At 50.2% G+C, this 26,201-nt stretch carries 21 protein-coding genes; all 21 read left to right on the forward strand.

What is annotated here, in order from left to right:
- The first annotated feature begins 30 nt into the window (after nucleotides 1–30).
- Complete coding sequence (locus MKY82_RS09685; RefSeq protein ID WP_194541659.1) at nucleotides 31–1,692, forward strand: peptide ABC transporter substrate-binding protein; 1,662 nt, start codon at nucleotides 31–33, stop codon at nucleotides 1,690–1,692.
- Between the two features lie 209 nt (nucleotides 1,693–1,901).
- On the forward strand, nucleotides 1,902–2,834 hold the full coding sequence (locus tag MKY82_RS09690) for an ABC transporter permease (RefSeq protein ID WP_071222972.1): 933 nt from the start codon (nucleotides 1,902–1,904) through the stop codon (nucleotides 2,832–2,834).
- Nucleotides 2,835–2,836: 2 nt separating this feature from the next.
- A complete protein-coding gene (locus tag MKY82_RS09695; RefSeq protein WP_071222973.1) occupies nucleotides 2,837–3,787 on the forward strand; it encodes an ABC transporter permease in 951 nt (316 codons plus the stop codon).
- A gap of 13 nt (nucleotides 3,788–3,800) precedes the next feature.
- Complete coding sequence (locus tag MKY82_RS09700; RefSeq protein WP_194541660.1) at nucleotides 3,801–4,796, forward strand: ABC transporter ATP-binding protein; 996 nt, start codon at nucleotides 3,801–3,803, stop codon at nucleotides 4,794–4,796.
- On the forward strand, nucleotides 4,793–5,731 hold the full coding sequence (locus MKY82_RS09705; protein ID WP_071222975.1) for an ATP-binding cassette domain-containing protein: 939 nt from the start codon (nucleotides 4,793–4,795) through the stop codon (nucleotides 5,729–5,731). Before MKY82_RS09700 ends, MKY82_RS09705 begins: the two co-directional genes overlap by 4 nt.
- Nucleotides 5,732–5,919: 188 nt before the next feature.
- On the forward strand, nucleotides 5,920–7,551 hold the full coding sequence (gene bshC, locus MKY82_RS09710) for a bacillithiol biosynthesis cysteine-adding enzyme BshC (RefSeq protein ID WP_339296015.1): 1,632 nt from the start codon (nucleotides 5,920–5,922) through the stop codon (nucleotides 7,549–7,551).
- A gap of 40 nt (nucleotides 7,552–7,591) precedes the next feature.
- Entirely contained in the window at nucleotides 7,592–8,860 is a 1,269-nt protein-coding gene (locus MKY82_RS09715) for an adenosylhomocysteinase (RefSeq protein ID WP_220686040.1), read from the forward strand.
- Nucleotides 8,861–9,067: 207 nt separating this feature from the next.
- Complete coding sequence (gene mraZ, locus MKY82_RS09720) at nucleotides 9,068–9,505, forward strand: division/cell wall cluster transcriptional repressor MraZ (RefSeq protein WP_009590832.1); 438 nt, start codon at nucleotides 9,068–9,070, stop codon at nucleotides 9,503–9,505.
- 76 nt (nucleotides 9,506–9,581) lie between these two features.
- Complete coding sequence (gene rsmH, locus MKY82_RS09725; RefSeq protein ID WP_339296016.1) at nucleotides 9,582–10,535, forward strand: 16S rRNA (cytosine(1402)-N(4))-methyltransferase RsmH; 954 nt, start codon at nucleotides 9,582–9,584, stop codon at nucleotides 10,533–10,535.
- A gap of 33 nt (nucleotides 10,536–10,568) precedes the next feature.
- Nucleotides 10,569–10,982, forward strand: a complete 414-nt coding sequence (locus tag MKY82_RS09730; RefSeq protein WP_220686039.1) for a cell division protein FtsL — start codon at nucleotides 10,569–10,571, stop codon at nucleotides 10,980–10,982.
- An 18-nt stretch (nucleotides 10,983–11,000) separates the two neighbouring features.
- The gene (locus MKY82_RS09735; RefSeq protein ID WP_339296017.1) at nucleotides 11,001–13,271 is read left to right on the forward strand and encodes a penicillin-binding transpeptidase domain-containing protein; all 2,271 of its coding nucleotides are present in this window, start codon (nucleotides 11,001–11,003) and stop codon (nucleotides 13,269–13,271) included.
- Nucleotides 13,272–13,357: 86 nt separating this feature from the next.
- Nucleotides 13,358–15,301, forward strand: coding sequence for a stage V sporulation protein D (locus tag MKY82_RS09740; RefSeq protein WP_216533897.1), 1,944 nt, complete (start codon nucleotides 13,358–13,360; stop codon nucleotides 15,299–15,301).
- Between the two features lie 60 nt (nucleotides 15,302–15,361).
- Nucleotides 15,362–16,846: a UDP-N-acetylmuramoyl-L-alanyl-D-glutamate--2,6-diaminopimelate ligase gene (locus tag MKY82_RS09745; RefSeq protein WP_220686037.1), complete on the forward strand. Its 1,485-nt coding sequence runs from the start codon at nucleotides 15,362–15,364 to the stop codon at nucleotides 16,844–16,846.
- Nucleotides 16,846–18,264: a UDP-N-acetylmuramoyl-tripeptide--D-alanyl-D-alanine ligase gene (gene murF / locus MKY82_RS09750; protein ID WP_339222800.1), complete on the forward strand. Its 1,419-nt coding sequence runs from the start codon at nucleotides 16,846–16,848 to the stop codon at nucleotides 18,262–18,264. Before MKY82_RS09745 ends, murF begins: the two co-directional genes overlap by 1 nt.
- 4 nt (nucleotides 18,265–18,268) lie before the next feature.
- A complete protein-coding gene (mraY, locus tag MKY82_RS09755) occupies nucleotides 18,269–19,234 on the forward strand; it encodes a phospho-N-acetylmuramoyl-pentapeptide-transferase (protein ID WP_216533902.1) in 966 nt (321 codons plus the stop codon).
- A 3-nt stretch (nucleotides 19,235–19,237) separates the two neighbouring features.
- Nucleotides 19,238–20,671: a UDP-N-acetylmuramoyl-L-alanine--D-glutamate ligase gene (gene murD, locus MKY82_RS09760; protein ID WP_194541667.1), complete on the forward strand. Its 1,434-nt coding sequence runs from the start codon at nucleotides 19,238–19,240 to the stop codon at nucleotides 20,669–20,671.
- A 49-nt stretch (nucleotides 20,672–20,720) separates the two neighbouring features.
- Nucleotides 20,721–21,818 carry a stage V sporulation protein E gene (spoVE, locus tag MKY82_RS09765; RefSeq protein ID WP_339296018.1) on the forward strand — a complete coding sequence of 366 codons (1,098 nt, stop codon included), beginning with the start codon at nucleotides 20,721–20,723 and terminating at the stop codon, nucleotides 21,816–21,818.
- Between the two features lie 5 nt (nucleotides 21,819–21,823).
- On the forward strand, nucleotides 21,824–22,933 hold the full coding sequence (murG, locus tag MKY82_RS09770; RefSeq protein ID WP_216533906.1) for an undecaprenyldiphospho-muramoylpentapeptide beta-N-acetylglucosaminyltransferase: 1,110 nt from the start codon (nucleotides 21,824–21,826) through the stop codon (nucleotides 22,931–22,933).
- Nucleotides 22,934–23,091: 158 nt separating this feature from the next.
- Nucleotides 23,092–23,997, forward strand: a complete 906-nt coding sequence (gene murB / locus MKY82_RS09775) for a UDP-N-acetylmuramate dehydrogenase (RefSeq protein WP_339296019.1) — start codon at nucleotides 23,092–23,094, stop codon at nucleotides 23,995–23,997.
- Between the two features lie 16 nt (nucleotides 23,998–24,013).
- Nucleotides 24,014–25,297 (forward strand): UDP-N-acetylglucosamine 1-carboxyvinyltransferase, encoded by a 1,284-nt coding sequence (murA, locus tag MKY82_RS09780; RefSeq protein ID WP_071222989.1) that lies wholly within the window; start codon nucleotides 24,014–24,016, stop codon nucleotides 25,295–25,297.
- A 60-nt stretch (nucleotides 25,298–25,357) separates the two neighbouring features.
- Entirely contained in the window at nucleotides 25,358–26,113 is a 756-nt protein-coding gene (locus tag MKY82_RS09785) for an FtsQ-type POTRA domain-containing protein (protein WP_339296020.1), read from the forward strand.
- The last annotated feature ends 88 nt before the right edge of the window (nucleotides 26,114–26,201 follow it).

The raw sequence follows: 26,201 nt of genomic DNA on the forward strand, positions 1-26,201 counted from the left end.
ACCTAAAATCTATGAGGGGGATACCGCAAGATGAAGAAACAAAAGAAATTACTGCTTCTCATGACGCTAATTCTTGCTTTCAGCTCGGTTTTGGCAGCGTGTGGAGCTGACAAGAACGAAGGCGCTAATAACGGCGGAACGGCGGACAAGCCTAAAGAGCAAGTCTTCCGTATGAACCTTGCTTCCGACCCTCCTACATTGGATCCGGGCTTGGCTCAGGATAACACGTCGAATACGGTAATCAGTGCTGTATTTGAAGGTTTGGTTCGCAAGGGTGCAGATGGCTCTGAAGAGCCTGGCGTAGCCGAAAAATGGGATATTTCTGAAGATGGATTGAAATATGTCTTCACCCTTCGCAAAGATGCCAAATGGAGTAACGGCGATTCAGTAACAGCCAAAGATTTTGAGTATGCATGGAAACGCGTACTTGATCCGAACTTTACTCCTGCATCACCATATGCGTATCAGCTCTATTACATCAAAAACGCTGAAGCTTACAATCTTGGAGAGATCAAAGACGCCAATGAAGTCGGCGTAAAAGCAACCGATGACTATACGCTCGAAGTTACGCTGGCAAACCCAACGCCATACTTCCTCAGCTTGATGTCATTCCAAACCTACTTCCCGATTCACAGCTCTGTTGAAGGTAATGCTTCTTGGGCAACGAAACCGGAAACATTGATCGGTAATGGTCCGTTCAAAGTTTCACAAATGACCAAAGGTCAAAAGATCGAGCTTGTGAAGAACGACCAATATTGGGACAAGGATGGAATCAAACTTGAAAAAGTTCAAATGAGTATCGTGAACAGCTCGGCAACTGAACTTTCAAGCTATCGTAACGATGAATTGGATTATGCAGGACATCCAACAGGAAACATTCCGACGGATCAGCTCAATGCGATCAAGAAGGAATTGGGCGATGAACTGATGATCAAAGGGATTTCATCAACGTATTTCTATATCTTTAACACAACAGAAGAACCATTTGACAACGTGAACATCCGGAAAGCATTTGCCATGGCGATTGATCGTCAGGCGATCGTAGAGAAAATCACGCAAGGTGGACAACTTCCTGCACATGGTTTTGTTCCTCCTGGTATCAAAGGTGAGTCCGACGAGTACCGTAAAGAGGTGCCGGATACTTACTTCGATGAAAATCTTGAAGAAGCTAAGAAACTGCTCGAGCAAGGTATGAAGGAAAAAGGCTATACCACATTGCCGGAAGTTACTCTGATCCATAACTCCGATGACAACCACAAGAAAATTGCGCTTGCTATCGCAGATATGTGGAAGAATAACCTCGGTGTTACTGTGAAGGTACAAAACCAAGAGTGGGGCGTATTCCTGAAGAACCGTACGGATTTGAACTATCAAGTTGCCCGTTCCGGTTGGGGAGCAGATTATAACGACCCGATGACTTATATCGATATGTGGACATCCAACGGTGGTAACAACGATACTGGCTTCAAGAACGAAGAATATGACAAACTTGTGAAGGATGCTTATGCAACTAGCGATAACGCTAAACGCATGGAGCTGATGTCCAAAGCTGAGAAAATTCTCGTTGAAGAAAACCAAGTTGTAATGCCGATCTACTATTACTCCAGCGTGTCCCTGGTTAAACCATGGGTGAAGAATCTGCATCTGGATTATAAGGGTGATATCGATTTCACACGTGCATATATTGAGTAGTCTTTTGTAAAACCATTTATAAAAGGTTACGGTTCGGGATATATATGTGGGGCATTTAAACCTCATATATATCCCGATTTTTTTGTATGAGCGCAAGGTTTCCAAATCTTGTGTCCGTTGGTGAAAGTTAAGGGATGCCAGTTCCGTTCTAGAATAATACAATTATATAGACGGCTTGGTTTAGAACAACTGATCAGGAGGCTAGCGAAATGCTGAGGTATGTGGCGAGTAAGTTTTTTTATATGCTTGTATCGTTGTTCATACTGATCTCAGCCACTTTTTTTCTTATGAAAGCCATACCGGGCGATCCGTTTATGGGAGAGAAAAAGCCATCGCCTGAAATTTTGGCGAGGCTGATGGAGCAGTATGATTTAGATAAACCGGTATTTCAGCAATATACGAAATACTTGGGCAATATCGTTCAAGGTGACTTTGGTTTGTCTATGAAGAAACAGGGACAGTCCGTCACTGATATTATTGTTGACACATTTGGCCCTTCACTCCGGTTGGGTCTTATCGCGATCGTAGTATCCGTTATCGTGGGTGTCCTGCTAGGGATGCTTGCAGCTCTGTATCACCGCAAGCTGATTGACAACATCGCCATGATTATCTCGGTTCTCGGCATCGCAGTACCGAGTTTCGTACTTGCGTCATTGTTGCAATACGTTCTCGCAGAGAAAGCGGGCATTTTCAATGTTATGGGCTTTGAAGGTCCGCTCGACTACGTGCTCCCTGTTATGGCCCTGTCAGCTCAACCGATTGCGTTTATCGCACGATTAACGCGATCCAGCATGCTGGAAGTGCTGCATTCGGATTATATCAAGACGGCGAAGGCCAAGGGTCTCAACTGGTTCGCCATTATGTTCCGTCACGTCATCCGTAACGGCATCTTGCCAGTCGTAACGTACGTCGGGCCAATGACAGCGAACATCATTACCGGTTCGGTCGTTATTGAACAGATCTTCGGCATTGGCGGCATTGGCAAACAGTTTGTTGAAAGTATCACAAACCGCGATTATACAGTCATTATGGGGATTACCATATTCTACGGCATCTTGCTGATGCTGGCGCGTTTCGTTACAGATATCGTATATGTATTTGTGGATCCACGCATTAAATTGACCGGCGGAAAGGAGAGGTAGACATGGAGAAAGAACAAAGTATGCCTCATCCTGCGGCACTAAACTTAAAGCCTGAAGATTTTCAGAAAATTGGTCCTGATGAGAAACAATCCGAGGTAATACAGCGTGAAAGTTTGTCCTCCTGGAGAGATTCCTGGGAAAGATTGCGCAAGAACAAGCTTGCTATGACGGGCTTGGTTATTATGATCCTGATTGTCATCATGGCCATTATCGGCCCGATGATCTCGAACTATGATTATGAAACGAATGATTTGATGAATACGAATATGCCGCCTTCATCAGAACATTGGTTTGGAACCGACGATCTGGGCCGCGACGTTTTTGTTCGTACCTGGATGGGAGCTCGGATATCCTTGACCGTTGGTCTTGCAGCTGCTGCGATTGACTTGATGATTGGTGTAATATATGGCGGCATCATGGGTTATTTCGGTGGCCGTGTCGATGAGTTCATGAATAAGTTTGCAGAAATTTTGTATTCCATTCCGTATCTGCTCGTTACGATTTTGCTGCTGGTTGTATTCGAACCAAGTTTAGGAACGATCATACTCGCCTTAACCATCACCGGGTGGATTAACATGTCCTGGATTGTGCGGGGCGAGATTATGCAGCTTAAGAGCAGGGAATATGTCCTCGCCTCACGTTCGATGGGAGCTGGAACCGCGCGCCTGTTGTTCCGGCATTTGATTCCGAATGCGATGGGTCCGATTATCGTTACCTTGACCCTGTCGGTTCCAAGCGCGATCTTTGCCGAGGCATTCCTGAGCTTCCTGGGTCTTGGAGTTCAAGCACCGGTTGCTTCATGGGGCTCCATGATTAATGATGCCCTGTCCGGATGGATGTACTATCCATGGCGGATGTTGTTCCCTGCTCTATTTATCAGCTTGACGATGTTAGCATTTAACATTTTCGGTGATGGATTGCGTGATGCGCTTGATCCGAAATTGAAAAAATAGGAGGTGGGAAGGTATGGAACCGATCTTGCAGGTAAAGGACCTCAACGTATCGTTTCGTGTTCGCGGCGGTGAAGTAAAGGCAGTCCGCGGCATGAATTTTGAAGTCGGCAAGGGGGAGACGGTTGCCATCGTCGGTGAGTCCGGAAGCGGTAAAAGTGTTACCGCCCAGACCATTATGCGATTGATTCCGTCCCCGCCCTCAGAAATAAAAAAGGGTGAGGTCATTTTCCAAGGACAGGACCTTCTCAAAAAAACGAATAAACAAATGGAAGCGATTCGCGGCAAGGATATTGGAATGATCTTTCAGGATCCGATGACATCGCTGAATCCGACCATTAGAATAGGCAAACAAATCACAGAGGTGCTGATCAAGCACCAGGGAATGTCTTTCGCCGAAGCCAAAAAACACGCTATAGAAATGCTGAAGCTGGTGGGCATCAAAAATGCGGAGGAGCGCTTCAATCAGTATCCGCATGAGTTCTCCGGCGGTATGCGTCAGCGTGCAATGATCGCCATTGCGCTTGCATGTAAGCCGACCCTGCTGATTGCGGACGAACCGACAACGGCACTCGACGTGACCATTCAGGCACAGATTATGGACGTTATGAAGGAAATGCAGGAACGTTTGGGCACATCGATCATTCTGATCACGCATGACCTCGGCGTTGTTGCCGGCATGTGTGACCGTGTCATCGTCATGTATGCAGGTGAAGTGGTGGAAACGGGAACGAAATGGGAGATTTTCAAAAATCCGCAGCATCCTTACACCAAAGGGTTGCTTCGTTCCATGCCGCGTCTGGATCAGAAGAAAGACGAACCGCTCATTCCGATTATCGGAACACCGCCGGATCTGATTAAACCACCTGTAGGCTGTCCGTTCGCTGCTCGCTGTGACGAAGCTATGCGAATTTGTGAACGGGTGGATCCAGGCGCAACGGAATTCAGCGACACGCACACGGCGCGCTGCTGGAATCTGCATCCGATGGCGAAGGAGGCCCAAGGTTCATGAAGGATAACCACTTGATTGAGGTAAAAGGCCTGAAGAAGTATTTTAACGTGGGCAAAGGCCAGGTTCTTAAAGCGGTTGACGATCTGAATTTCTTTATTCGTGAAGGCGAAACGCTTGGTATGGTGGGAGAGTCGGGTTGCGGTAAATCCACTGCAGGACGGACGATTCTCCGCCTTTATGAGCCTACGGCCGGCAGCGTTAATTTTAACGGAACGGATATTTACAAGCTGTCTCCGGGCAAAATGAAGGCGATGCGCCGCGATATGCAGATGATCTTCCAGGATCCGTATGCCTCGCTGAACCCAAGATTCACAGTGTCGGATATTATCGGGGAAGCTCTGGATATTCACGGTATGGCCGGCAGCCGCGCCGAACGCAAGAAGCGGATTGAGGAGCTGCTGGATATGGTCGGCTTGAATAGTGACCACTCGACGCGCTACCCTCATGAATTCTCGGGCGGTCAGCGTCAACGGATCGGGATTGCCCGTGCTCTCGCGGTGAACCCTAAATTTATCATCTGTGACGAGCCGATCTCGGCGCTGGACGTTTCGATTCAGGCTCAGGTTGTTAACCTGCTTAAAGATTTGCAGGACCGACTTGGCCTGACCTATCTCTTCATTGCGCATGACCTGTCCATGGTTAAGCATATCAGTGACCGGGTAGCGGTTATGTATTTGGGTAAAATGGTGGAGCTGGCAGACAGTGAAGAGCTGTATGCAAATCCGATCCATCCATATACCAAAACCTTGTTGTCCGCGATTCCGATTCCGGATCCGGAAATTGAGGCAAACAAAAAGCGGCTCAAGCTGGAAGACGATATGCAGGGGCCGATTTCAGCTGCCAAAGGCGAAGACGGAACGGTTCAACTGGACGTGAAGGATTCGGAATTGGTTGAAGTGTCCAAAGGACACTGGGTTGCAAAAGCCTACGCTTGAATAAACGGACCTCAGTATGAGGAAGCAGCTTCAAGAATAGCCGCTGGCATCGTGCCGGCGGCTTATTCTTTTCCTTTGACGCAGAATGCCAACATTCGGTACAATCAAGAAAGGCAAAATAATATAGAAGAAATTAAATTTAAGCACAATCTAGATTTGGTTGCGACGTAGAATAGGAGGCATACCTCATGAATATCGTTCCGGAACCATTATCCCTCGCTTCGCGTCTCGCTCAGGATTATATTCATCATTTCGACCGGGTAAGCGGGTTCTACGGTGAAGATTACCGCGGCGAGCACAGCTTTGCAGAACGGGTACAATGGCTGGATCTTTCTGAAGACAAGCGAATTCAGCGTAAAGCGTTGGCGGATTGTCTTCGGACGTACAATAAGAAACACAATGATCATCCCGCTGTACATAAATCACTCCAACTTCTGGAGCGGCCAGGAACGGTTACGATGGTTGGCGGACAACAAAGCGGTTTGTTCACTGGATCTCTGCTTGTCATATATAAAGCAATTACCGTTATTCAAGCGGCCCGCGAGGCGGAAGAGCGCTTGAAACGTCCTGTCGTGCCTGTATTTTGGATCGCCGGGGAGGATCATGATTGGGATGAAGTAAATCATACGTACTTCCTGAATCAGGATCTGCAGCTTTCCAAGATCAAGCTTGATGCCAAGGACGGACTCAGGACGTCAGTTAGTTACACTGACGTTGCTGAGGAAGATTGGAATTCGATGCTGGCAGAGCTTCAGACTCAATTGGCAGACAGCGAATATAAGGCAGATCTGCTGAAGATGGCGAGGGAATCGCTGAACGGTTCGGCCGGGCTCAGCGAGGCATTCGCTAAACTGATCAGTTATCTGTTCGGCAAATATGGGCTGATACTCCTGGATTCGGCAGACCCGGGACTTCGGGCGTTGGAAGTACCCATATTCGAATCATTGATTACCCGCAACGAACAAATGGGACTTTCGTACCAGCAGGCTGCGAGGGATGTCGCGGGTCAGGGTTATGAAGTCCAGGCTGATGTATCCGAGAATGGGGCTAACTTGTTCTACTTGCATGAAGGCAGACGCTTGCTGCTTTACCGAGAAGGACGTGTATTCTCAGACCGGAAAGGCATCGTTTCGCTGACGGAAGATGAACTGCTTCGGGATTTGCATCAGCACCCTGAACGCTTCAGCAACAATGTGTTGACCCGTCCAATCATGCAGGATTCACTGCTGCCCGTGCTCGGGACGATACTCGGTCCAGGCGAGATTTCCTATTGGGCGATTACGCGTTATGCATTCTCCGACTTGGGTTTGCAGATGCCGCTGATCATCCCAAGAATGTCATTCTCCATCGTAGATGGAACTGTCCATAAGCTGATGGAGAAATACGGATTGTCCTTCGAGGATGTCCAGCTTCACTTGTCCGAGAAGCGTGAGGCTTGGCTTGCCAGCAAGGACGAGCTGAATTTGGAAGCACGATTCAGTCAAACCCGGGAACAATTTGAAGCATTATATCAGCCTTTAATAGAAGATCTTGGCAAAATGCAAAGTGGACTGTTAAAATTAGGTCTAACCAATAAAGATAAAATATTGGAGCAGATGGATTACCTGTTAAGTAAATCCCGGAATGCCTTGGAACAGCAGCATGAGGCCGCACTGGCACAGTGGAAGCGCATTGAACAGACGTTGTTGCCGGAAGGGAAACCTCAGGAGAGGGTATACAATATCCTGGAATACATGAATCGTTATGGATTGAATCTGGTGGATCGCCTGATGGAAATCCCATACGCTGCTTCGGGCATTCACAGGGTCGTTTACGTATAACGATCAGGAATTCAAACATCAGATCATAGGAGGCCGTTAAATGAGCTCATCATCCATACAAACCAGCAATATTACCGACTTGAAACTGGCACCGGAAGGTCATTTGAAAATCGATTGGGTGAAGGCGCATATGCCGGTATTGAACCGGGTGCGTGAACAATTCGAGAAAGAACAGCCATTCAAAGGGTTGAAAGTCGCCATCTCCTTGCATCTGGAAGCCAAGACCGCTTATCTGGCGAAAGTCATTCAGGCCGGCGGCGCTGAAGTGACGATTACGGGCAGTAATCCGCTGTCAACTCAAGATGATGTATGTGCCGCATTGGTAGAAGACGGGATCACGGTGTTTGCCAAGTATAACCCGGATCCTAAGGAATACAAGCAGCATCTCATTTCAACACTGGAGACCAGACCGGATCTGATCATCGACGATGGCGGGGATCTCGTTACGATCCTGCACTCCGAGCGTACCGATCTGCTTGAAGGAATTCGGGGCGGAGCGGAAGAGACAACGACAGGCATCCTGCGGCTGAAGTCTTTGGAGAAAGAAGGCTCTCTGAAATTTCCGATGGTTGCCGTGAATGATGCATACTGCAAATACTTGTTTGATAACCGTTACGGTACCGGACAATCGGTTTGGGACGGAATCAACCGGACGACCAACCTGGTGGTTGCAGGCAAGACGGTTGTTGTCGTAGGGTATGGCTGGTGCGGCAAGGGCGTGGCCATGCGTGCCAAAGGTCTTGGTGCCAACGTTATTGTGACCGAGATTGATGCGATTAAGGCCGTTGAGGCTTATATGGACGGCTTCCGCGTCATGCCAATGCGCGAAGCGGCCAAATTGGGAGACTTCTTTGTAACCGTCACGGGTAACCGCGATGTCATCAGCGGGGAAGACTTTGATGTCATGAAGGACGGTGCCATTTTATCCAATGCCGGTCACTTCGATGTGGAAGTCAATAAACCGGATTTGTCAGAACGGTCTCAATCGGTTCGGACGGTTCGGCGCAATATCGAAGAATATCACCTGAAAGATGGCCGTAAGATTTATTTGCTTGCCGAAGGCCGTTTGGTGAATCTGGCGGCAGGTGACGGACATCCGGCGGAAATTATGGATATGACGTTTGCGCTCCAGGCACTGTCGCTCAAACATGTGAATGATCACTACAAGAACATCGGTAACCGCGTTGTAAATGTTCCTTACGAATTGGATGAACAGGTTGCCTTGTATAAACTGGAAAGTCTAGGTATTACAATCGACAGCCTGAGCGCTGAGCAGAAGTCTTACTTGGACAGCTGGGCTCAGCACTAAACAGCAGCAGCTTTAGATCATTTGCAAACCTCCTTTCCATCCCCATGCGGGATGAAAGGAGGTTTTTTGTGCGAATGTTCTGAGAGAAAGTTCCAAAAAAACAAATGCTCGATAGAAGGTATTTGATTCTTGACGCCGAATCTATTATCCTAAAGTGGTGGAAAGTGGTGCAAAGTGGGGAATCGGGGTTAAGGGGTGGAGTGCCTGATGTTCATGGGGGAGTTTCAACATAGCATCGACGATAAGGGGAGAATCATTATCCCTGCTAAGTTTCGCGACCTCCTGGGCACCTCGTTTATCGTAACCCGCGGATTGGACAATTGCCTCTTTGTATACCCCAAAGATGAATGGGCCATCATGGAACAGAAGCTCAAATCCCTGCCGCTCATGAAGTCGGATGCACGCGCATTCACCCGGTTTTTTTTCTCCGGGGCGACGGAATGTGAATGGGATAAACAGGGAAGGGTAAATTTGCCGGGCAATTTGCGCGAGTTCGCCAAGCTCGAGAAGGAATGCGTCGTCATCGGCGTATCGAGCCGAGTGGAGATCTGGAGCAAGGAGCAGTGGCAGAATTACTATCAGCAATCGGAGGAAGCATTCAATGACATTGCTGAGAAGCTGGTAGATTTTGATTTTGATTTATAACCAGCTAGGAACATCGTATTGAAATGGACAAGTTACACTTAAAATCATGAATGAGACACAATGGAGGGCTGCAGCTTTGTTCCATCACATCACAGTGCTTAAGCAAGAAGCGACAGAAGGGCTGCGCATCAAACCAGACGGTATATATGTTGACTGTACGCTCGGGGGAGCAGGGCACAGCTCGCTGATTGCTTCCCAACTAAGTTCGAATGGTCGGTTAATCGCATTGGATCAGGACGATTGGGCTTTGAATAACGCCCGGGAAGTCATGAAGCCGTATGTGGACCGGATCACGCTCGTCAAAACCAATTTTCGTGATTTGGAGGAAGTGCTCCGTAACGAAGTGGAGGTTGACGAGAACGGGCAGCCGCAAGTTGACGGTATACTGTTCGATTTGGGCGTATCTTCTCCGCAGTTCGATGAAGGGGAGAGAGGGTTTAGTTACAATCATGATGCCCCGCTGGATATGCGGATGGATCAATCCGCCGAGCTTACCGCAGCCAAGATTGTAAACGAATGGCCGGAACAGGAAATTGCGCGAATATTGTATGAATACGGTGAAGAGAAATTTTCAAGGCGGATTGCCAAGGTCATTGTTGAAAGAAGGGCACAGAGCCCTATTCAGACAACCGGCGAGCTTGTCGAGATGATTAAGGAAGGGATTCCGGCCGCAGCTCGTAGAACAGGCGGCCACCCGGCCAAACGAAGCTTTCAAGCGTTTCGTATAGCGGTAAATGATGAGCTTGGCGCATTCAAAGTTGCGCTTCACCAAGCAGTGCGATGTCTTGCACCGGGAGGAAGAGTGTCGGTCATCACGTTTCACTCGCTCGAAGACCGGATATGCAAACAGATTTTTAACAGTTACATTCCCAAGTGTACATGCCCTCCAGATTTTCCGATGTGTGTATGCGGAGGTGGCCAAGGTGAGCTGAAGTTGGTGAACCGTAAACCGCTTATCCCCTCTGCGGAGGAGATTGAGAGTAATCCAAGGGCGCGTTCGGCGAAGCTGCGGATTGCGGAGAAACTGTAGAAACATAAAATCCCTGAAGAAGGAGAATCAGCCATGGCTTACACGCGCGGCAATTTAGCCGTACAGGAGAGACAGAAGGAAACGCAGCAGTCCGCTTATCTCGAGAAGACAAAAGTCGTCAAACGTCGTTCCCAGCTTCCGCAAAAAGAAAAGCTGCTGTATTTGTTATCCGTGGTATTTGTGGTTGCCGTCATGGGCGTCATTGGCATGAGTCATGTTCATTCCTATGACTTGAACCGGCAGATCCAGTCGACGGAGAACGACATACTCCAAGCGAAACGAGATATTAATCAGCTTCAGGTTGAGAAGCAAACACTGGAGACGCAAATATTGGACAAGGCCAAAGAGCTGGGCTATGTCCCTATTGATAACAATAATACGATCCATCTATCACCGGTCTCGGGGTCATCCGAGACACAGAATTCGGACTCGGGACAAAATGATTGAAGTGTGAGGTTTTGACCGATGATAAAAAAAATCAAACTGCGTACCGTGCTAATAGGGGGATGTATAACCCTCTTTTTTGCTTTATTGATTGGTCGGGTGTTTTGGCTGCAGGTGATCGATAACGACTTCTGGAAGGAACAAGCTTTATCGAAATGGTCGCGTAAACAGGATCTTCCAGCCACGCGAGGAACGATCACGGATCGGGACGGCGATATTCTTGCCATGGATGCGCCTGCCTTTACAGTTATTGTGAATCCTGCGGTCATTCAGGCTAATGGCATGGAGAATGAGGTCGTAAAAGGACTGCATGAGATTCTCGACAAGGATGAGGACGAACTCCGTGAACTGGTTAAAGCTAAAGACGATAAGGGCGAATACCTCAAGGGCCGCGAAGTCCGCAGCGAGGGATGGAAGATTGACCAGGAGAAGATGGAAGAGGTTAAAGCGTTTAGTGAAAGCTTGAATAAAAAATTAAAGGCAACCGGTAAAGTTCCCGATTCGGGCATCGGCTTTCAGCGAGAGTCAAAACGATTTTATCCACAAAAGACAGTGGCTGCACATATCTTGGGATATACCGATCACCAGGGCAAGGGTATCGGGGGCATTGAGCAATTTTATGACGACAAGCTGAAGGGAACCGATGGATTCGCTTCTTACAAGAGTGATAAGAAAGGGGTCAAGCTCCCGAGTGAAGACGATTTATACCAGCCTGCAATAAATGGGAATAATTTAGTACTGACGACAGACGATACAATCCAGTATTATATCGAGGAAGCGATGCGCGACACGTATAACCAATATAAACCAATCAGTATGACGGTCATCGCAGCGGATCCGAACACGATGGAAATACTGGGAATGGCCAATATGCCGACTTTTGATCCCAATACATATTCGAAATGGAATCAAAAGAATTTTATCAATCATGCCGTGCGGTCCATCTATGAGCCGGGATCAACTTTCAAAATTGTTACGCTTGCCAGCGCAGTGCAGGAAAAGCTGTTTAGCCCGGGTGCGATTTATCAATCCGGATCCATAAGAGCGGGTGGAAGAACCCACCGGGACATTAACAGCGTAGGCTGGGGCCCTATTACCTACCTCGAAGGCGTGAAAAGGTCGAGTAACGTGGCATTTGTAAAATTGGGTTACGAAATGCTCGGCAAGGAACGATTTACCAACTATATTCGGGATTTTGGGTTTACGCAGAAAACGGACATTGATCTTCCGGGGGAGATTCTCGGTACCTTAAATATGACTTATGACTCCGATATTTCAACCATGACCTACGGATACGCCGTATCCGTAACGCCTATTCAACAGATTGCGGCCATTTCAGCCGTTGCCAACGGAGGCAAGCTCATGCAGCCTCATATGGTCAAGCAGATCGAGGACCCCAACACGGGCAAGGTTGAGAAAATCGAACCGAAAGTCGTGCGCCAGGTCATATCTCCTGAGGCCGCAAGAGAGACAGGGACTTACCTTGAGCAAGTTGTAGCTGACCAGGTAAATGGTACAGGAAGGCTTGCATATATCGACGGCTACCGGGTTGCGGGCAAAACCGGTACCGCTATAAAATCCGGCGGCGGATATAAAGACCGTACGAAACAAGTCGTTTCATTCATCGGGTACGCTCCCGTCGAGAATCCGAAGATAGCCGTGCTGGTCATTATCGATGAACCTAACGTTGAAAAGGGCGGCGGTACGTTGGCGGCACCTATATTTAAAGAGATCGTATCCAAGACATTGAATTATTGGGGCGTTCCCAAATCGAATGTAAAGCAGGATAAAGAAAAAACGAATTCAGTAACATCGCTGAAGGATTCCCTGAAAGCACCGGATTTTACGGGGTTGAAGCTGAGTGACGTAAAAGCCAAGCTGTTGAAGGATGGCGTGGCGTTTGAGACCTTGGGCAACGGAAACACGGTGAAGGAGCAATACCCGCCTGCCAATGCGATCATTAGTGCAGGTCAACGGATCTATCTTCTTACAGAGGATAGTCCAACGATGAAAATACCGAATTTAGAGGGTGAATCGCTCAGGGACGCCATGGAAGTGCTCACTTTGATGAAAGTAAAGGTTAATGTTCAGGGTGAGGGCTACGTTGTTTCGCAATTGGAAGCCAAGGAGAATGGCCAGCGAATTGTGCAGTTAACGCTGAAGTCGGCTCAAGAGTTGATCACGGGAAGCAGCAGCTCTGATGAAACATCGTCCGATGGCAGCGAGGAATCCAGCGGTAAAGAATCCACCGATGAAGAAACAGAAGCAACAGGCAAGACAGAAGGGGAATAGCTTGTTCTAACCCGGGTTTGTCCCGAATACTCATGTGAAGAACGCATATCATGAGCTTTCGGGTTCAAACAGGGAGGGAAGCTTAGGTGAAAGTATCCAAGGTATCGCAGCGGAGAAGGCTGCTCTGGAGCCTGCTGCTGCTGCTCCTGCTGTTCTCAGCACTGATTATCAGACTGGCTTATGTACAGATTGGGAAAGGCGCGGAGCTGTCGGCGAAGGCGGAGGATCTCTGGCGCCGCGACATTCCGTTTGCGGCACAGCGTGGTGAAATTTTGGATCGCAACGGAACCGCATTGGTTACGAATATAACGACACCGACCATTTGGGCGATTCCTGTACAAATCAAAGATCCGGACCATACGGCCGAAACCTTGGCCGGGCTTATCAACATGGACAAAGCCGATATCAAGAAAATCATTACGAAACGTTCGAGGTTGGAACGGATAAATCCCGGTGGACGAAAAATTACGATGGAGCTGGCTCAGGAAATTCGTGATTTGAAGCTGCCGGGTATCGTTGTTGCTGAGGATAACAAACGGTATTATCCCTATGGCGATCTCGCAGCCCATATTTTGGGGTTCACGGGAGCCTACAGCCAGGGACTCACCGGGCTGGAAGCCATGCATGACGACAAGCTGAAGGGATTCGAAGGCGGAATATCCTATCTGTCCGATGCGGGCGGAAGAATCATGCCGGGCTCCTCGGAGAAATACGTAGAGCCCCGCGACGGTCTGAATCTGGAGCTGACGATCGATAAATCGATTCAGTCCATAATGGAGCGGGAGCTTGATCAAGCCATGGTGAAGTATCAGGCGAATGGGGCTTGGTCGATCGCCATGAATCCCAAGACGGGTGAGATTTTGGCAATGGCCAGCAGGCCAGGGTATTCTCCTGCCAATTACCAGGAGTTTTCAGCCGAGACGTACAACCGCAACCTGCCGATCTGGATGACCTATGAACCAGGCTCGACATTCAAGATTATAACGCTTGCCGCTGCCCTTGAAGAGGACAAGGTTGACCTGAAGAACGACCACTTCTTTGACAGTGGAGCGGTAGAGGTCGGTGGAGCGAGACTGCGCTGCTGGAAAAAAGGCGGCCATGGCAGTCAGACCTTCATGGAGGTTGTCCAGAACTCCTGCAACCCGGGCTTCGTGGCGTTAGGTCAGAAGCTGGGCAAGGAAAGCCTGTTTCAGTATATCCGCGATTTTGGCTTCGGGGCAAAGACGGGCATCGATTTGAATGGGGAAGAGAATGGCATCCTGTTCAAACTCGATAACGTCGGTCCCGTTGAGCTGGCGACAACGGCATTTGGGCAAGGGGTATCGGTTACGCCGATCCAGCAGGTTGCTGCAGTGTCCGCCGCCATTAACGGCGGCAAATTGTTTAAGCCGCATGTGGCCAAGGCGTGGGTCAATCCAGAAACGGGAGAGACGGTCGAGGAAATCAAGCCGGAGCTTGTCAGACAAGTGATCTCGGAGGAAACATCCAAGCAAGTCCGCGAGGCACTCGAGAGCGTCGTTGCTAAGGGGACCGGACGCCCTGCCTTCATCGACGGCTATCGAGTCGGAGGGAAGACGGGAACCGCCCAGAAGGTTATTAACGGCAGGTACTCATCGACCGAGCATATCGTATCGTTCATCGGATTCGCGCCTGCCGATGATCCTGAAATTGTGGTGTATACGGCGGTAGATAATCCGAAGGGCATTCAATTCGGTGGCGTCGTGGCTGCTCCGATCGTGCAGAACATCCTGGAGGATGCGCTGCATTATATGAATGTTCCGCCGCGTAAAGACCAGCTTGCCCGTGAATACAAGTATGGTGAGACGCCTACCGTGACTGTACCGAACCTGGTCGGAGCTACGGTTCAGGATCTGTATGAGGATCTGAATATGAATTTCATGCTGGCCAAGTCCGGGACCGGCAACACAGTGATTTCCCAGGCGCCGAAGCCGGGAAGTCGGGTAGAGCGAGGGTCTACCATCCGGATCTATATGGGTGAAGACCCCGAGGGAACCAAGCACGAACATTAAGGCATCATCCGATTCAGGAGCGAGGGCGGATGATGCAGATATATAGAGAGAGGGATAACAATGAAATTGAAGCAATTATCATCCGTATTGGCGGCTGCTGTTATCGAAGGATCCGGAGAAGTTGAAATCACGGGGATTGAAACAGACTCAAGACAAGTGAAAGCGGGGGATTTGTTCATTTGTCTGCCGGGCCATACGGTAGATGGACACCAGTTTGCAGCCCAGGCCGCTGACCAAGGCGCTGCGGCATTGGTTGTTGAGCGAAAGCTTGAGGTCGACCTTCCGCAAGTCATTGTGAGGGACAGCCGCTTTGCGATGGCGGGTTTGGCGAACGCCTTTTATAATCAGCCGAGCTCCCGCATGAAGATGATTGGCGTAACTGGAACGAACGGCAAGACAACGACAACGTATTTGATCGAGACGATCATGAATGATTACGGTTTGAAGACCGGATTGATCGGCACGATTCAGATGAAATACGATGGTCAGTCCTTCCCGATGCCAAGAACGACCCCAGAGGCGCTGGAGCTCCAGCGTTACTTGAACGATATGGCGAACGCAGGCACCGAGTGCTGCGTGATGGAGGTATCCTCGCATGCGCTCGAACAGGGACGGGTAAAGGGAACGGACTTCCGAACGGCTATATTCACAAACCTGACGCAGGATCATCTGGACTACCATCATACGATGGAAGAATACCGCGGGGCAAAAGGGTTATTTTTCTCCCGGCTGGGCAACGCTTTTGCCAAGGATGAACCATCACGCAAATATGCCGTCCTGAATGCGGATGATGAGGCTTCGGCTTATTTTGCCAAGCAGACGGCGGCGGAAGTGATTACCTATGGTTTGGGAGAAGATGCGGATATACGGGCAAGCAACATCTCAATCACCGCTCAAGGCACCTCGTTCCATGTGGATACCTTCCGCGGCAGTGCGGATATTGCGATTCGAATGGTAGGGAAATTCAACGTGTATAATGCCATGGCCGCGATCGCTGCCGCGCTTCTTGAGGGAATCCCTCTCGAGGATATCAAGAACAGCCTGGAGTCCGTGCCCGGCGTTGACGGCCGCGTTGAGGTCGTGGATGAAGGTCAGCCGTACGCCGTGATCGTTGATTATGCGCACACGCCGGACGGACTCGAAAATGTACTGCGTACCGTTAATGAATTCGCTGAGGGCCGAGTGCTTACGGTATTCGGCTGCGGCGGCGACCGGGATCGGACCAAACGGCCGATCATGGGTAAAATTGCTGCGAAATATAGCGATGTTGTATTGGTGACTTCCGATAATCCCCGCACGGAAGATCCGGATTTGATCCTGAAGGATATCGAAGCCGGCTTGATTGAGGACGGGGTGTCAACAGAAAGCTACAAACTCATCGTTGATCGCCGGAAAGCGATTGAAAAGGCTATTGAAATGGCAAGCCCGGGCGATGTAGTATTGATTGCGGGGAAAGGTCACGAGACCTACCAGCTGATTGCGGGCGAAGTGCTAGATTTTGACGACCGCATCGTAGCCAAAGACGCGATAAGGGGCAGACAATAGTGATCCATAAATCATTAAAGAGCATCGCCGACATGTGCGGCGGGACGCTCTCACGTAACCAAGATGACAATATTATCATTCAAGGGGTCGGTACCGACTCCCGAACCATACAGCCGGGAAATTTGTTTGTTCCGATTGTTGGCGAGAAATTTGACGGGCATGCGTTCGCGGAGAGTGTGCTCGCCAGCGGAGCCGGCGCAGTGCTCTGGCAGAGAGATCATCAACCGATTCCCGACCTGCCGCTCATTCTCGTGGAGGATACGTTAACGGCGCTCCAGACGCTTGCGGCGGCCTATTTGTCCGAGAGCAGCGCCAAGGTGGTGGGCATAACCGGCAGCAACGGGAAAACCACCGTGAAGGACATGGTGTCCGCACTGCTTGAAACCACGTTTAACGTTCACAAGACGCAAGGCAATTACAACAATCATATCGGTCTTCCGTTAACCGTCCTCGCGATGAAGGAAGACACCGATATTATCGTGCTTGAGATGGGCATGAGCGGACGTCACGAGATTGAACTCCTTTCGAACATTGCTCATCCGGATATGACGGTGATTACCAACGTGGGGGAAGCGCATCTGCTTCAGCTCGGTTCGCGCGAAGAAATCGCCCGCGCCAAGCTTGAAATTATTAGCGGCATGAAGCCGGGCGGCTTGCTGATCTACCATGGGGACGAACCGTTGATCCGCCAGGTGCTTGCTGAAGAAACTACGGTGAAGCCAGAAGGGCTTCGAACATTTACGTTTGGCAATCAAGAAACCAATGACGATTATCCGACGGGACTTATGTTCCATGCAAGAGGAATCATCTTCACTTCGAACCGGCATGCGGGCGAAGGCTTTAGCTTGCCGCTTCTCGGGCGTCATAACGTAGTCAACGCGCTTGCGGCGATGGCTGTAGCAGCCCATTTGGGAATTGGCGATGAAGCTATTCGCAGCGGGTTTGCCAATCTGAAACTGTCGAGCATGCGGATCGAAGCCGTGGAGACTGCTTTCGGGGTCACCGTGCTGAACGATGCTTATAATTCGAGTCCTACCGCGGTCAAGGCGGCATTGGACGTGCTTGGTGATATGAAAGGGTACCACCGGCGAATTGCCGTTCTCGGGGACATGCTGGAACTTGGTCAGCGTGAAGAAGAATTCCATGCCGAGATTGGAGATTACTTATCTCCGGACAACACGGATCTTGTGTTCACCTTCGGCCCATTGTCTCTTCACACGGCTATGAAAGCGAAAGACCGCTTTCCTGAAGGAGCAGTGCTTCCGTTTACGGATAAAGAAAAACTGATCGAAGCCTTGCTGGAGCGGGTAACGGAGAAGGATATCGTATTGGTGAAAGCCTCGCGCGGCATGAGGCTGGAACACGTAGTTGACGCGTTAAAGGCGCTGCCTGGCGGCAACAACGGAGTGAGGGGGTGAGCTGATGGACTTTCAATTGCTGTTATTAACAATCGGTGTAGCGTTTGTGCTTGCGGTGATATCGGCTCCGCTGCTCATTCCGCTGCTGCGGCGGATGAAGTTCGGCCAGCAGGTTAGGAACGACGGTCCGCAGAGCCACTTGAAAAAAGCCGGAACGCCAACGATGGGCGGCGTTGTGATTCTGCTTGCTTTTACACTGACTTATATTAAATTTTCTCCAGTCGATACTGATTTCTATGTGATGATCGTAGCGACGCTCGGCTTCGGTTTGATCGGCTTTCTTGACGACTATATTAAGATCGTATTTCGCAGATCATTAGGACTCACGGCCAGGCAGAAGCTGTTTGGACAGCTTCTGTTTTCCGGCATTATGTGCTGGCTGTTGATCTCCAACGGCCATAGCACGGCGATAAGCGTTCCAGGAATGGATTGGTCCTTTGATTGGGGGCCGTGGTTCTATTATCCGTTCATCGTGGTCATGATGCTTGCCATCAGCAACGCGGTGAATTTCACCGATGGAGTGGATGGTCTTCTGTCCGGTGTCAGTGCGATTGCCTTTGGCGCTTATGCCATTGTGGCGATCCAGTCTACGTCGTTCGCGGCGGCATTCTGCGCAGCGGCGATGATCGGTGCGGTACTCGGTTTTCTGGTATTTAACGCTCACCCTGCTAAAGTGTTCATGGGAGATACAGGGTCTTTAGGAATCGGGGGCGCTATTGGCGCCATAGCGATCGTAACCAAGAGCGAGCTGCTGTTCCTCATTATTGGCGGGGTATTCGTCATAGAAATGTTATCCGTTGTGCTTCAGGTGGTTTCCTTCAAAACCAGAGGCAAGCGAATATTCAAAATGAGCCCGATCCATCACCATTATGAATTATCCGGGTGGTCGGAGTGGCGCGTCGTCTTTACATTTTGGGCCGTGGGACTGATACTTGCGGGACTCGGACTTTATATCAACAAGGGGTTGTAACATATGAAGCAGCTAGAAGATTATCGGGATAAGCATATCGTCGTACTGGGACTGGCCAAAAGCGGAGTACAGGTAGCTAAAGTGCTGCATCAAGCCGGAGCCTCCGTCATTGTGAACGACAGAAAGGAAAGAGAACAGTGTCCTGAAGCTTCGGAGCTCGAGGCTTTGGGTATTTCTGTTATTTGCGGTGGACATCCCGATGATCTTATTCATCCCGGTGTAACGCTTCTTGTCAAAAATCCCGGAATTCCGTATTCCGCCCCGCCTGTTCAAAAGGCGCTGGAGCTTAAGATTCCTGTCGTGACCGAAGTTGAAATCGCCTATCACCTGTGTGAAGCACCGATCATCGGCATCACAGGCTCGAATGGCAAAACAACGACGACAACCTGGGTAGGCAAGCTGCTGGAAAACGCGGGTCTTTCCCCGATTGTAGCCGGTAATATCGGCACGCCACTATCCGAGGCTGCAGCAGAAGCAACTGAAAACAATTGGATGGTCGTTGAGCTGAGCAGCTTTCAATTAAAAGGAACAGAGGAGTTCAGGCCGCGTATTGCCTGCCTTCTCAACATTGCGGAAACGCATCTTGATTACCATGGCGGAATGGATGATTATGTTGCATCCAAAGCCAAGCTGTTCGCCAACCAGACTGCAGATGATACCGCTGTGCTCAATTGGGATGATCCCGTGTGCAGAAACCTTGTTCCGTATATCAAGGCGCGCATTGTGCCTTTTTCGATGAGTGAGAGCCTTCGTGAAGGGGTTCACGTAATGCCGCCATATGTTGCCGGTACCCCGGACTCGGACGACGACGATCAGGGGCGTACGCTGATTTATACAGATGGCGAAGGGTTTACGCATGAGATCATCCGTGTGGAGAACATCGGACTGCCCGGAAGATTTAATGTAGGGAATGCATTGGCTGCCTGTGCGATCGCCATAGCGGCCGGCGTTGCTCCCGATAAGCTGGAAGAAGCTTTATCCAGCTTCCGCGGTGTTGAGCATCGCCTGGAATACGTTGCCGAGCTTCAGGGCGTATCCTATTACAATAACTCGAAGGCAACGAACTCCAAGGCGACGCACATGGCATTGACTTCGTTCAAGGAGCCTATCATATTAATCGCGGGCGGGCTTGACCGCGGGTCGGATTATGAGGAATTGATTCCTTCCTTGCAAGGAAGGGTGAAAGCCGTCGTGCTTCTTGGCGAAACGAAGGAGAAAATCGCGAAGGCTGCTGCCAAAGCCGGATTAAAGGACATCTTCCTCGTCGATAATGGGAAGGACGCCGCCGCGACTTTGACCTCGGCTGTCCAGAAGGCTGCCGGGCTCGCAGAGAGCGGGGATATTGTTCTACTATCTCCCGCATGTGCGAGCTGGGACATGTTTCCTTCCTTCGAGGATCGAGGACGCATTTTTAAAGAGGCGGTGCATAACCTTTAAGTAGGGGGGTGGATAAGCCCCTACTAAGGATGTACGAGGTGGCCTTTCCATGAACAAGAACCGCCAGGCGCCCGATCTGTGGCTGCTTATCTGTATTTTGGCCCTGCTGGCCATCGGAATCGTCATGGTATACAGCGCAGGATCCGTCCTCGCATTTCATGACTATGGCGATAAGTTTTATTTTGTGAAGCGTCAGCTGTTTTTTGCCTGTTTGGGGCTTGCTGCCATGTACTTCACATCGAGGACCGACTATCGGGTTTGGAAGAAATACAGCAAGCTTGCATTGCTGGTCTGCTTTTTTATGCTGATTATCGTACTTATTCCAGGGGTCGGCGTTGTTCGCGGCGGAGCCAGAAGCTGGCTCGGCATTAGCTCGTTCGGAATTCAACCCTCCGAGTTTATGAAGCTGGGCATGATTCTGTTTCTATCACGCTGGCTCAGTAAGCAAGATTATGATATTACGTCTTTTACTAGGGGGCTTTTGCCGCCGCTTGGTTTAATCGGACTGGCATTCGGATTGATTATGCTGCAGCCTGATTTGGGTACGGGTGCCGTTATGCTTGGAGCTGCGATGATGATTGTTTTTACCGCAGGGGCACAGATGAAGCATCTGGGCTTTCTCGCATTAGGCGGGGTTGCCGGTTTCATTGGCTTGATTCTGACAGCCCCCTACCGGCTGAAGCGGATAACCGGGTTTCTCGATCCATGGTCCGATCCGCTTGGCGCAGGCTATCAGATCATCCAATCCCTCTATGCCATAGGGCCGGGTGGACTCGGCGGGCTCGGGCTTGGCATGAGTCGCCAGAAGTACGCCTATGTACCTGAGCCGCAGACTGATTTTATTTTTTCGATCTTGGCCGAAGAGCTTGGATTCATTGGCGGTTTGATTGTACTGCTCTTGTTCGCTGCCTTGGTGTGGCGGGGCATGAGAGTGGCCATGACGGTATCCGACGGCTTTGGAAGTCTGCTGGCTGTTGGGATCGTGGGCATGGTCGCCATACAGGTCGTTATCAATATCGGTGTCGTTATCGGTTTAATGCCGGTGACAGGGATTACGCTGCCGCTCATCAGTTACGGAGGCAGCTCATTGACGCTGATGCTGACGGCGCTGGGCATTCTATTAAATATTTCCCGTTATGCGAGGTGAAGGGTATGCGTGTCGTATTGACCGGCGGCGGAACGGGGGGGCATATTTACCCCGCCGTTGCCATTGCAAGACAATGTGAGAAGGAAGATCCGAAAACGGAGTTTTTATATATCGGAGGTACGCGGGGTCTCGAAAGCAAGCTGGTGCCCCAGGAGAAGCTGCCGTTTGAGAGCATCGATATCACGGGGTTCCGGCGCAAGCTGTCGCTGGATAACGTGAAGACGATCATGCGTTTTTTCAAAGGCGTGAAGCGATCGAAGGCCCTGCTGAAGGAATTTAAACCCGATGTCGTGATCGGTACCGGAGGTTATGTGTGCGGTCCGGTGGTTTATGCAGCGGCCAAGCTCGGGATACCAACCATGATTCATGAGCAGAATGCGATTCCCGGCCTAACCAACCAGTTCCTCAGCCGCTATGCGGATACGGTGGCGGTCAGCTTTGAGGGATCGGAGTCTTCCTTTCCTAAAGCCAAAAGAACGGTATATACAGGAAATCCACGTGCGACAACGGTATTATCCGCCAATCGTGAACGTGGATTTGCTACGCTCGGCATTCCGGTGGACAGCCAGGTCGTACTGATCGTCGGCGGAAGCCGGGGTGCCAAGGCGATCAATAACGCGATGATCGGGATGGCGCCGTTCATACAGAAACTGCCGGGTGTACATTTCGTGTTTGTTACGGGCGAAACTTATTTTGAGAACACGCGTGAATCCATTCTGTCCCAGCTCGGTACCATGCCGAATCAACTTCATATCGTGCCATACGTTCATAATATGCCGGAAGTGCTTGCGGCTACTTCGCTGATTGTAAACCGTGCGGGAGCTTCATTCCTGGCGGAGATTACATCGCTTGGCATTCCATCCGTACTTATCCCTTCACCTAACGTCACCAATAACCATCAGGAGGCAAATGCGAGGCAATTGGAGGAAGCGGGTGCGTCCAGCATGATTCTTGAAAAGGATTTGACGGCGGAATCGCTGTTCGCAAAGCTTGAGGAGATCATGACCAGTCGTACTTCCAGAGAGGCGATGTCCGCGGCTGCGAAAAAGCTCGGCAAACCGGATTCGGCATCCGTCATGGTTCAAGAAATCCGCCGGTTAACCGGCAAACGCTAAATCGGCTGGGCGATTGTCACACACCTATGGAGCCTGACATAAGATACTCTATAATCGTGACACACCCATGAGGCCGGCATTACTGACAGCGGCCATCTCTTCATCCAGTTGAAGGAATGGCCTTTTGGTTTTGAAAGTCAAGGGGAGGTTTATTTAAAATGCAGCAGTGGAAATCGCTACTATCAGAGGCCAATATCGGAACAGTGTTATGGAATGAACCGCTGGCAAAATATACGACGTGGAAAATAGGCGGACCAGCCGATTGCCTGATTATACCTGAGAACAAGGAACAGCTCAGGGAACTGGTCACCCTTCTCCATGCCCATCACATACCTTGGACACAATTGGGCCGCGGTTCAAACATGTTGGTTGCCGATAAAGGCATTCGGGGAGCGGTCATCAAGCTGGGCCAGGGATTTGAGGGGCTTCATTTTGACGGAGAGACGGTAAATGCAGGCGGCAGTCTGTCTTTTGTCAAGCTCAGTGTTCTGGCCGGAAAAGAAGGATTATCCGGTCTTGAATTTGCCGGAGGCATTCCTGGATCGGTCGGAGGGGCCGTCTATATGAATGCAGGTGCCCATGGGTCTGATGTGTCACGCATATTCAAGTCCGCTGACATTGTACTGGAGACAGGGGAATTGGTTACGTATGCTGCGAAAGATATGGCGTTTGATTACCGACACTCCATTCTGCATGAACGAAAAGGGATTGTGACTGAAGCGGTATTTGGGCTCCGTCAAGGAGACCGCAAAGAAATTTCAGCTGTTATGTCCTCCTACAAGGACCGTCGCCGGCGTACACAGCCGCTCCAATCCGCAACGGCAGGCAGTGTTTTTCGCAACCCGCCCGGTGACCATGCCGCGAGGTTGATCGAGGCTGCCGGTCTTAAGGGCCTGCGGATCGGGGGCGCAGAAGTTTCTTTACAGCATGCCAATTTCATTGAGAATACCGGTCAAGCGACAGCAGAGGACGTGCTCGCTTTGATGGAACGTATTAAGGAAACCATCTCGGAAAAGAACGGAATTCACATGGTGCCTGAGGTGTACGTTCTGGGCGAGCGGTAAACTCGGAGGTGATACATTGGACAAATTGGTGATTGAGGGTGGAAGGCCCCTATCTGGAACCATTCGTATCCATGGAGCAAAAAATGCAGCTTTACCTATTCTAGCAGCTAGTCTTCTGGCAGAAGGGACTGTAAGATTAAGCAATGTCCCGCACCTGCTGGATATTGAAGTGATGCTCAGCATTCTCAGCCGTCTTGGCTCCAAATGCAAGCATGAGCTGGAGACGGTTACCGTGGATACCTCGTCTGCCAATTCGTTTCATGTCCCGGAAGATTTAATGAAGCAGATGCGATCCTCCATCTTTTTGATGGGACCTCTGCTGGCCCGTTTTGGTGAAGTGACGATCTATCAGCCAGGGGGCTGCGCGATCGGAGAACGCAAGATCGACCTCCATCTTCAGGGATTGCAGGCGCTTGGTGCGGAAATCGAGGAGAGTAACGATAAGATCCATTGCAGGGCAAGCCGGCTGGTCGGAACGGATATTCATCTGGATTTTGCCAGCGTAGGGGCAACGGAGAATATCATGATGGCAGCAGCAACGGCGCTTGGCACAACGGTGCTCACCAATGCCGCCAGAGAGCCTGAAATTCAGGACCTTCAGCATTTCCTGAACAAGATGGGAGCGAACATTATCGGCGCAGGAACGGATACCATCACGATCCATGGCGTGGAGCGTCTGGAGCCTTGCGAGTACGAGATTATACCGGACCGGATCGTAGCCGGCACCGTCATGATCGCAGCAGCTGTCACCCGCGGTAGTGTAACGCTTACAAAGACCAATCCATCTCATTTAACTTCCCTTATACATGTGCTAAAGCGCGCCGGTGTTCAAACCAGTATATGCAATGATATAATAAACATAAGCTGTATGAGCCGTCCTAAAGCGGTGGAACGTATCGTGACTTCACCGTATCCTTCGTTCCCGACTGATTTGCAATCTCAGGTTATGGTCCTGCTGTCCTTGGCGGACGGATTTAGCGTGATGAAAGAGACGGTATTCGAAGGACGGTTCAAGCATGTGGAGGAACTCTCCCGTATGGGGGCGGACATTTCCACGGATCTGAACTACGCGTTTATACGCGGTGTTCAGAGAATTTATGGAGCTACGGTGGAGGCAACCGATCTTCGGGCTGGAGCGGCGCTCGTCATTGCCGGTTTGGCCGCGCAGGGAACGACCGTGGTGGAGCAAGTTCACCATATTGATCGCGGTTATGATCGTATTGAAAACATGTTCCAAGGTTTAGGCGCCCGGATCTATCGTCAATCTCCGGTGCCAAAACCGCTTGATTTAGCCAATTGAGGTCCTGGGCTTCCCCTCCGAACAAGGAGGGGATAACAGGTCTTTATGGAGAGAGTGGATATGTCCAAGACACATATGCCTGTCCTGAAGCAGGACAAGCCTAAACCGAAAACAGCCAAAAAAATCATATGGATACTTTTGCTGCTGTTCGTAGCCCTGCTGACGATTCTGTTTTTTCGGTCGTCAGTCAGCCAAGTTACCGAGATTCAATTTACAGGCAATACGTTTAATACCAATGAGCAGCTTATCAAGCAAAGCGGACTCCACATCGGAGACCAGTACTTTGGCGTTGAGCCGAAAGATGTGCAGGAACGGCTGATGAAGCTCGGAACGATTAAGTCGGCTGAAGTGGTCAAGAGCTTTCCGGGCGAAGTCAGCATCGTGGTAACGGAACATCCTACGGTGGCCTACGAGCTGTCCGACAGCGGGGAACTTCAAGCCATACTGGCAAGCGGTAACTCGGTTCCGGTTACAGCGAGCGGTATTGCCGTTGAGAAGCCTATTTTGACCAATTGGGATCCAGGCGACCCCAACAAGGCTGTGCTTAGCGAAGTGCTTGCGGAGATTTCGGGCAGCCTGACCTCCGATATCTCGGAAATCATGCCGTCACCGACGCTATCTTTTCCGGATCGGATCAAGATGTATACACGTTCCAAATTCGAAGTTATCACTTCGGTCTCCTTGCTCCGTGACAAAGTAGAATATCTGAATCAGGTTACCGAAATGGAGCGGCCGGGTGTGATTACGATGCTGGAAGCAGACTCTTACGTGCCGTTTATAGAAGAAGTTGGAGAAGACGCGGAAGAAGGGCAATAACCCCCTACTCAGGGATTGGAATAAATGGTACAATTGAAAGTATTGACAACTTGTTTCGGCTCTTCTTTTTTGAATGATTTTTACGGCC

This window comes from Paenibacillus sp. FSL W7-1279, from assembly GCF_037969845.1.
Classification (GTDB): Bacteria; Bacillota; Bacilli; order Paenibacillales; family Paenibacillaceae; genus Paenibacillus_AQ.

Bases quoted from the DNA above. Each gene is read 5' to 3' on its own strand.
- bshC (WP_339296015.1), top strand. From the start codon at position 5,920: ATGAATATCGTTCCGGAACCATTATCCCTCGCTTCGCGTCTCGCTCAG.
- mraY (WP_216533902.1), top strand. From the start codon at position 18,269: ATGGACTTTCAATTGCTGTTATTAACAATCGGTGTAGCGTTTGTGCTT.
- MKY82_RS09695 (WP_071222973.1), top strand. From the start codon at position 2,837: ATGGAGAAAGAACAAAGTATGCCTCATCCTGCGGCACTAAACTTAAAG.
- MKY82_RS09690 (WP_071222972.1), top strand. From the start codon at position 1,902: ATGCTGAGGTATGTGGCGAGTAAGTTTTTTTATATGCTTGTATCGTTG.
- MKY82_RS09730 (WP_220686039.1), top strand. From the start codon at position 10,569: ATGGCTTACACGCGCGGCAATTTAGCCGTACAGGAGAGACAGAAGGAA.
- MKY82_RS09705 (WP_071222975.1), top strand. From the start codon at position 4,793: ATGAAGGATAACCACTTGATTGAGGTAAAAGGCCTGAAGAAGTATTTT.
- MKY82_RS09715 (WP_220686040.1), top strand. From the start codon at position 7,592: ATGAGCTCATCATCCATACAAACCAGCAATATTACCGACTTGAAACTG.
- murB (WP_339296019.1), top strand. From the start codon at position 23,092: ATGCAGCAGTGGAAATCGCTACTATCAGAGGCCAATATCGGAACAGTG.
- murD (WP_194541667.1), top strand. From the start codon at position 19,238: ATGAAGCAGCTAGAAGATTATCGGGATAAGCATATCGTCGTACTGGGA.
- murG (WP_216533906.1), top strand. From the start codon at position 21,824: ATGCGTGTCGTATTGACCGGCGGCGGAACGGGGGGGCATATTTACCCC.
- MKY82_RS09735 (WP_339296017.1), top strand. From the start codon at position 11,001: ATGATAAAAAAAATCAAACTGCGTACCGTGCTAATAGGGGGATGTATA.
- MKY82_RS09700 (WP_194541660.1), top strand. From the start codon at position 3,801: ATGGAACCGATCTTGCAGGTAAAGGACCTCAACGTATCGTTTCGTGTT.
- spoVE (WP_339296018.1), top strand. From the start codon at position 20,721: ATGAACAAGAACCGCCAGGCGCCCGATCTGTGGCTGCTTATCTGTATT.
- MKY82_RS09745 (WP_220686037.1), top strand. From the start codon at position 15,362: ATGAAATTGAAGCAATTATCATCCGTATTGGCGGCTGCTGTTATCGAA.
- mraZ (WP_009590832.1), top strand. From the start codon at position 9,068: ATGTTCATGGGGGAGTTTCAACATAGCATCGACGATAAGGGGAGAATC.
- MKY82_RS09685 (WP_194541659.1), top strand. From the start codon at position 31: ATGAAGAAACAAAAGAAATTACTGCTTCTCATGACGCTAATTCTTGCT.
- MKY82_RS09785 (WP_339296020.1), top strand. From the start codon at position 25,358: ATGTCCAAGACACATATGCCTGTCCTGAAGCAGGACAAGCCTAAACCG.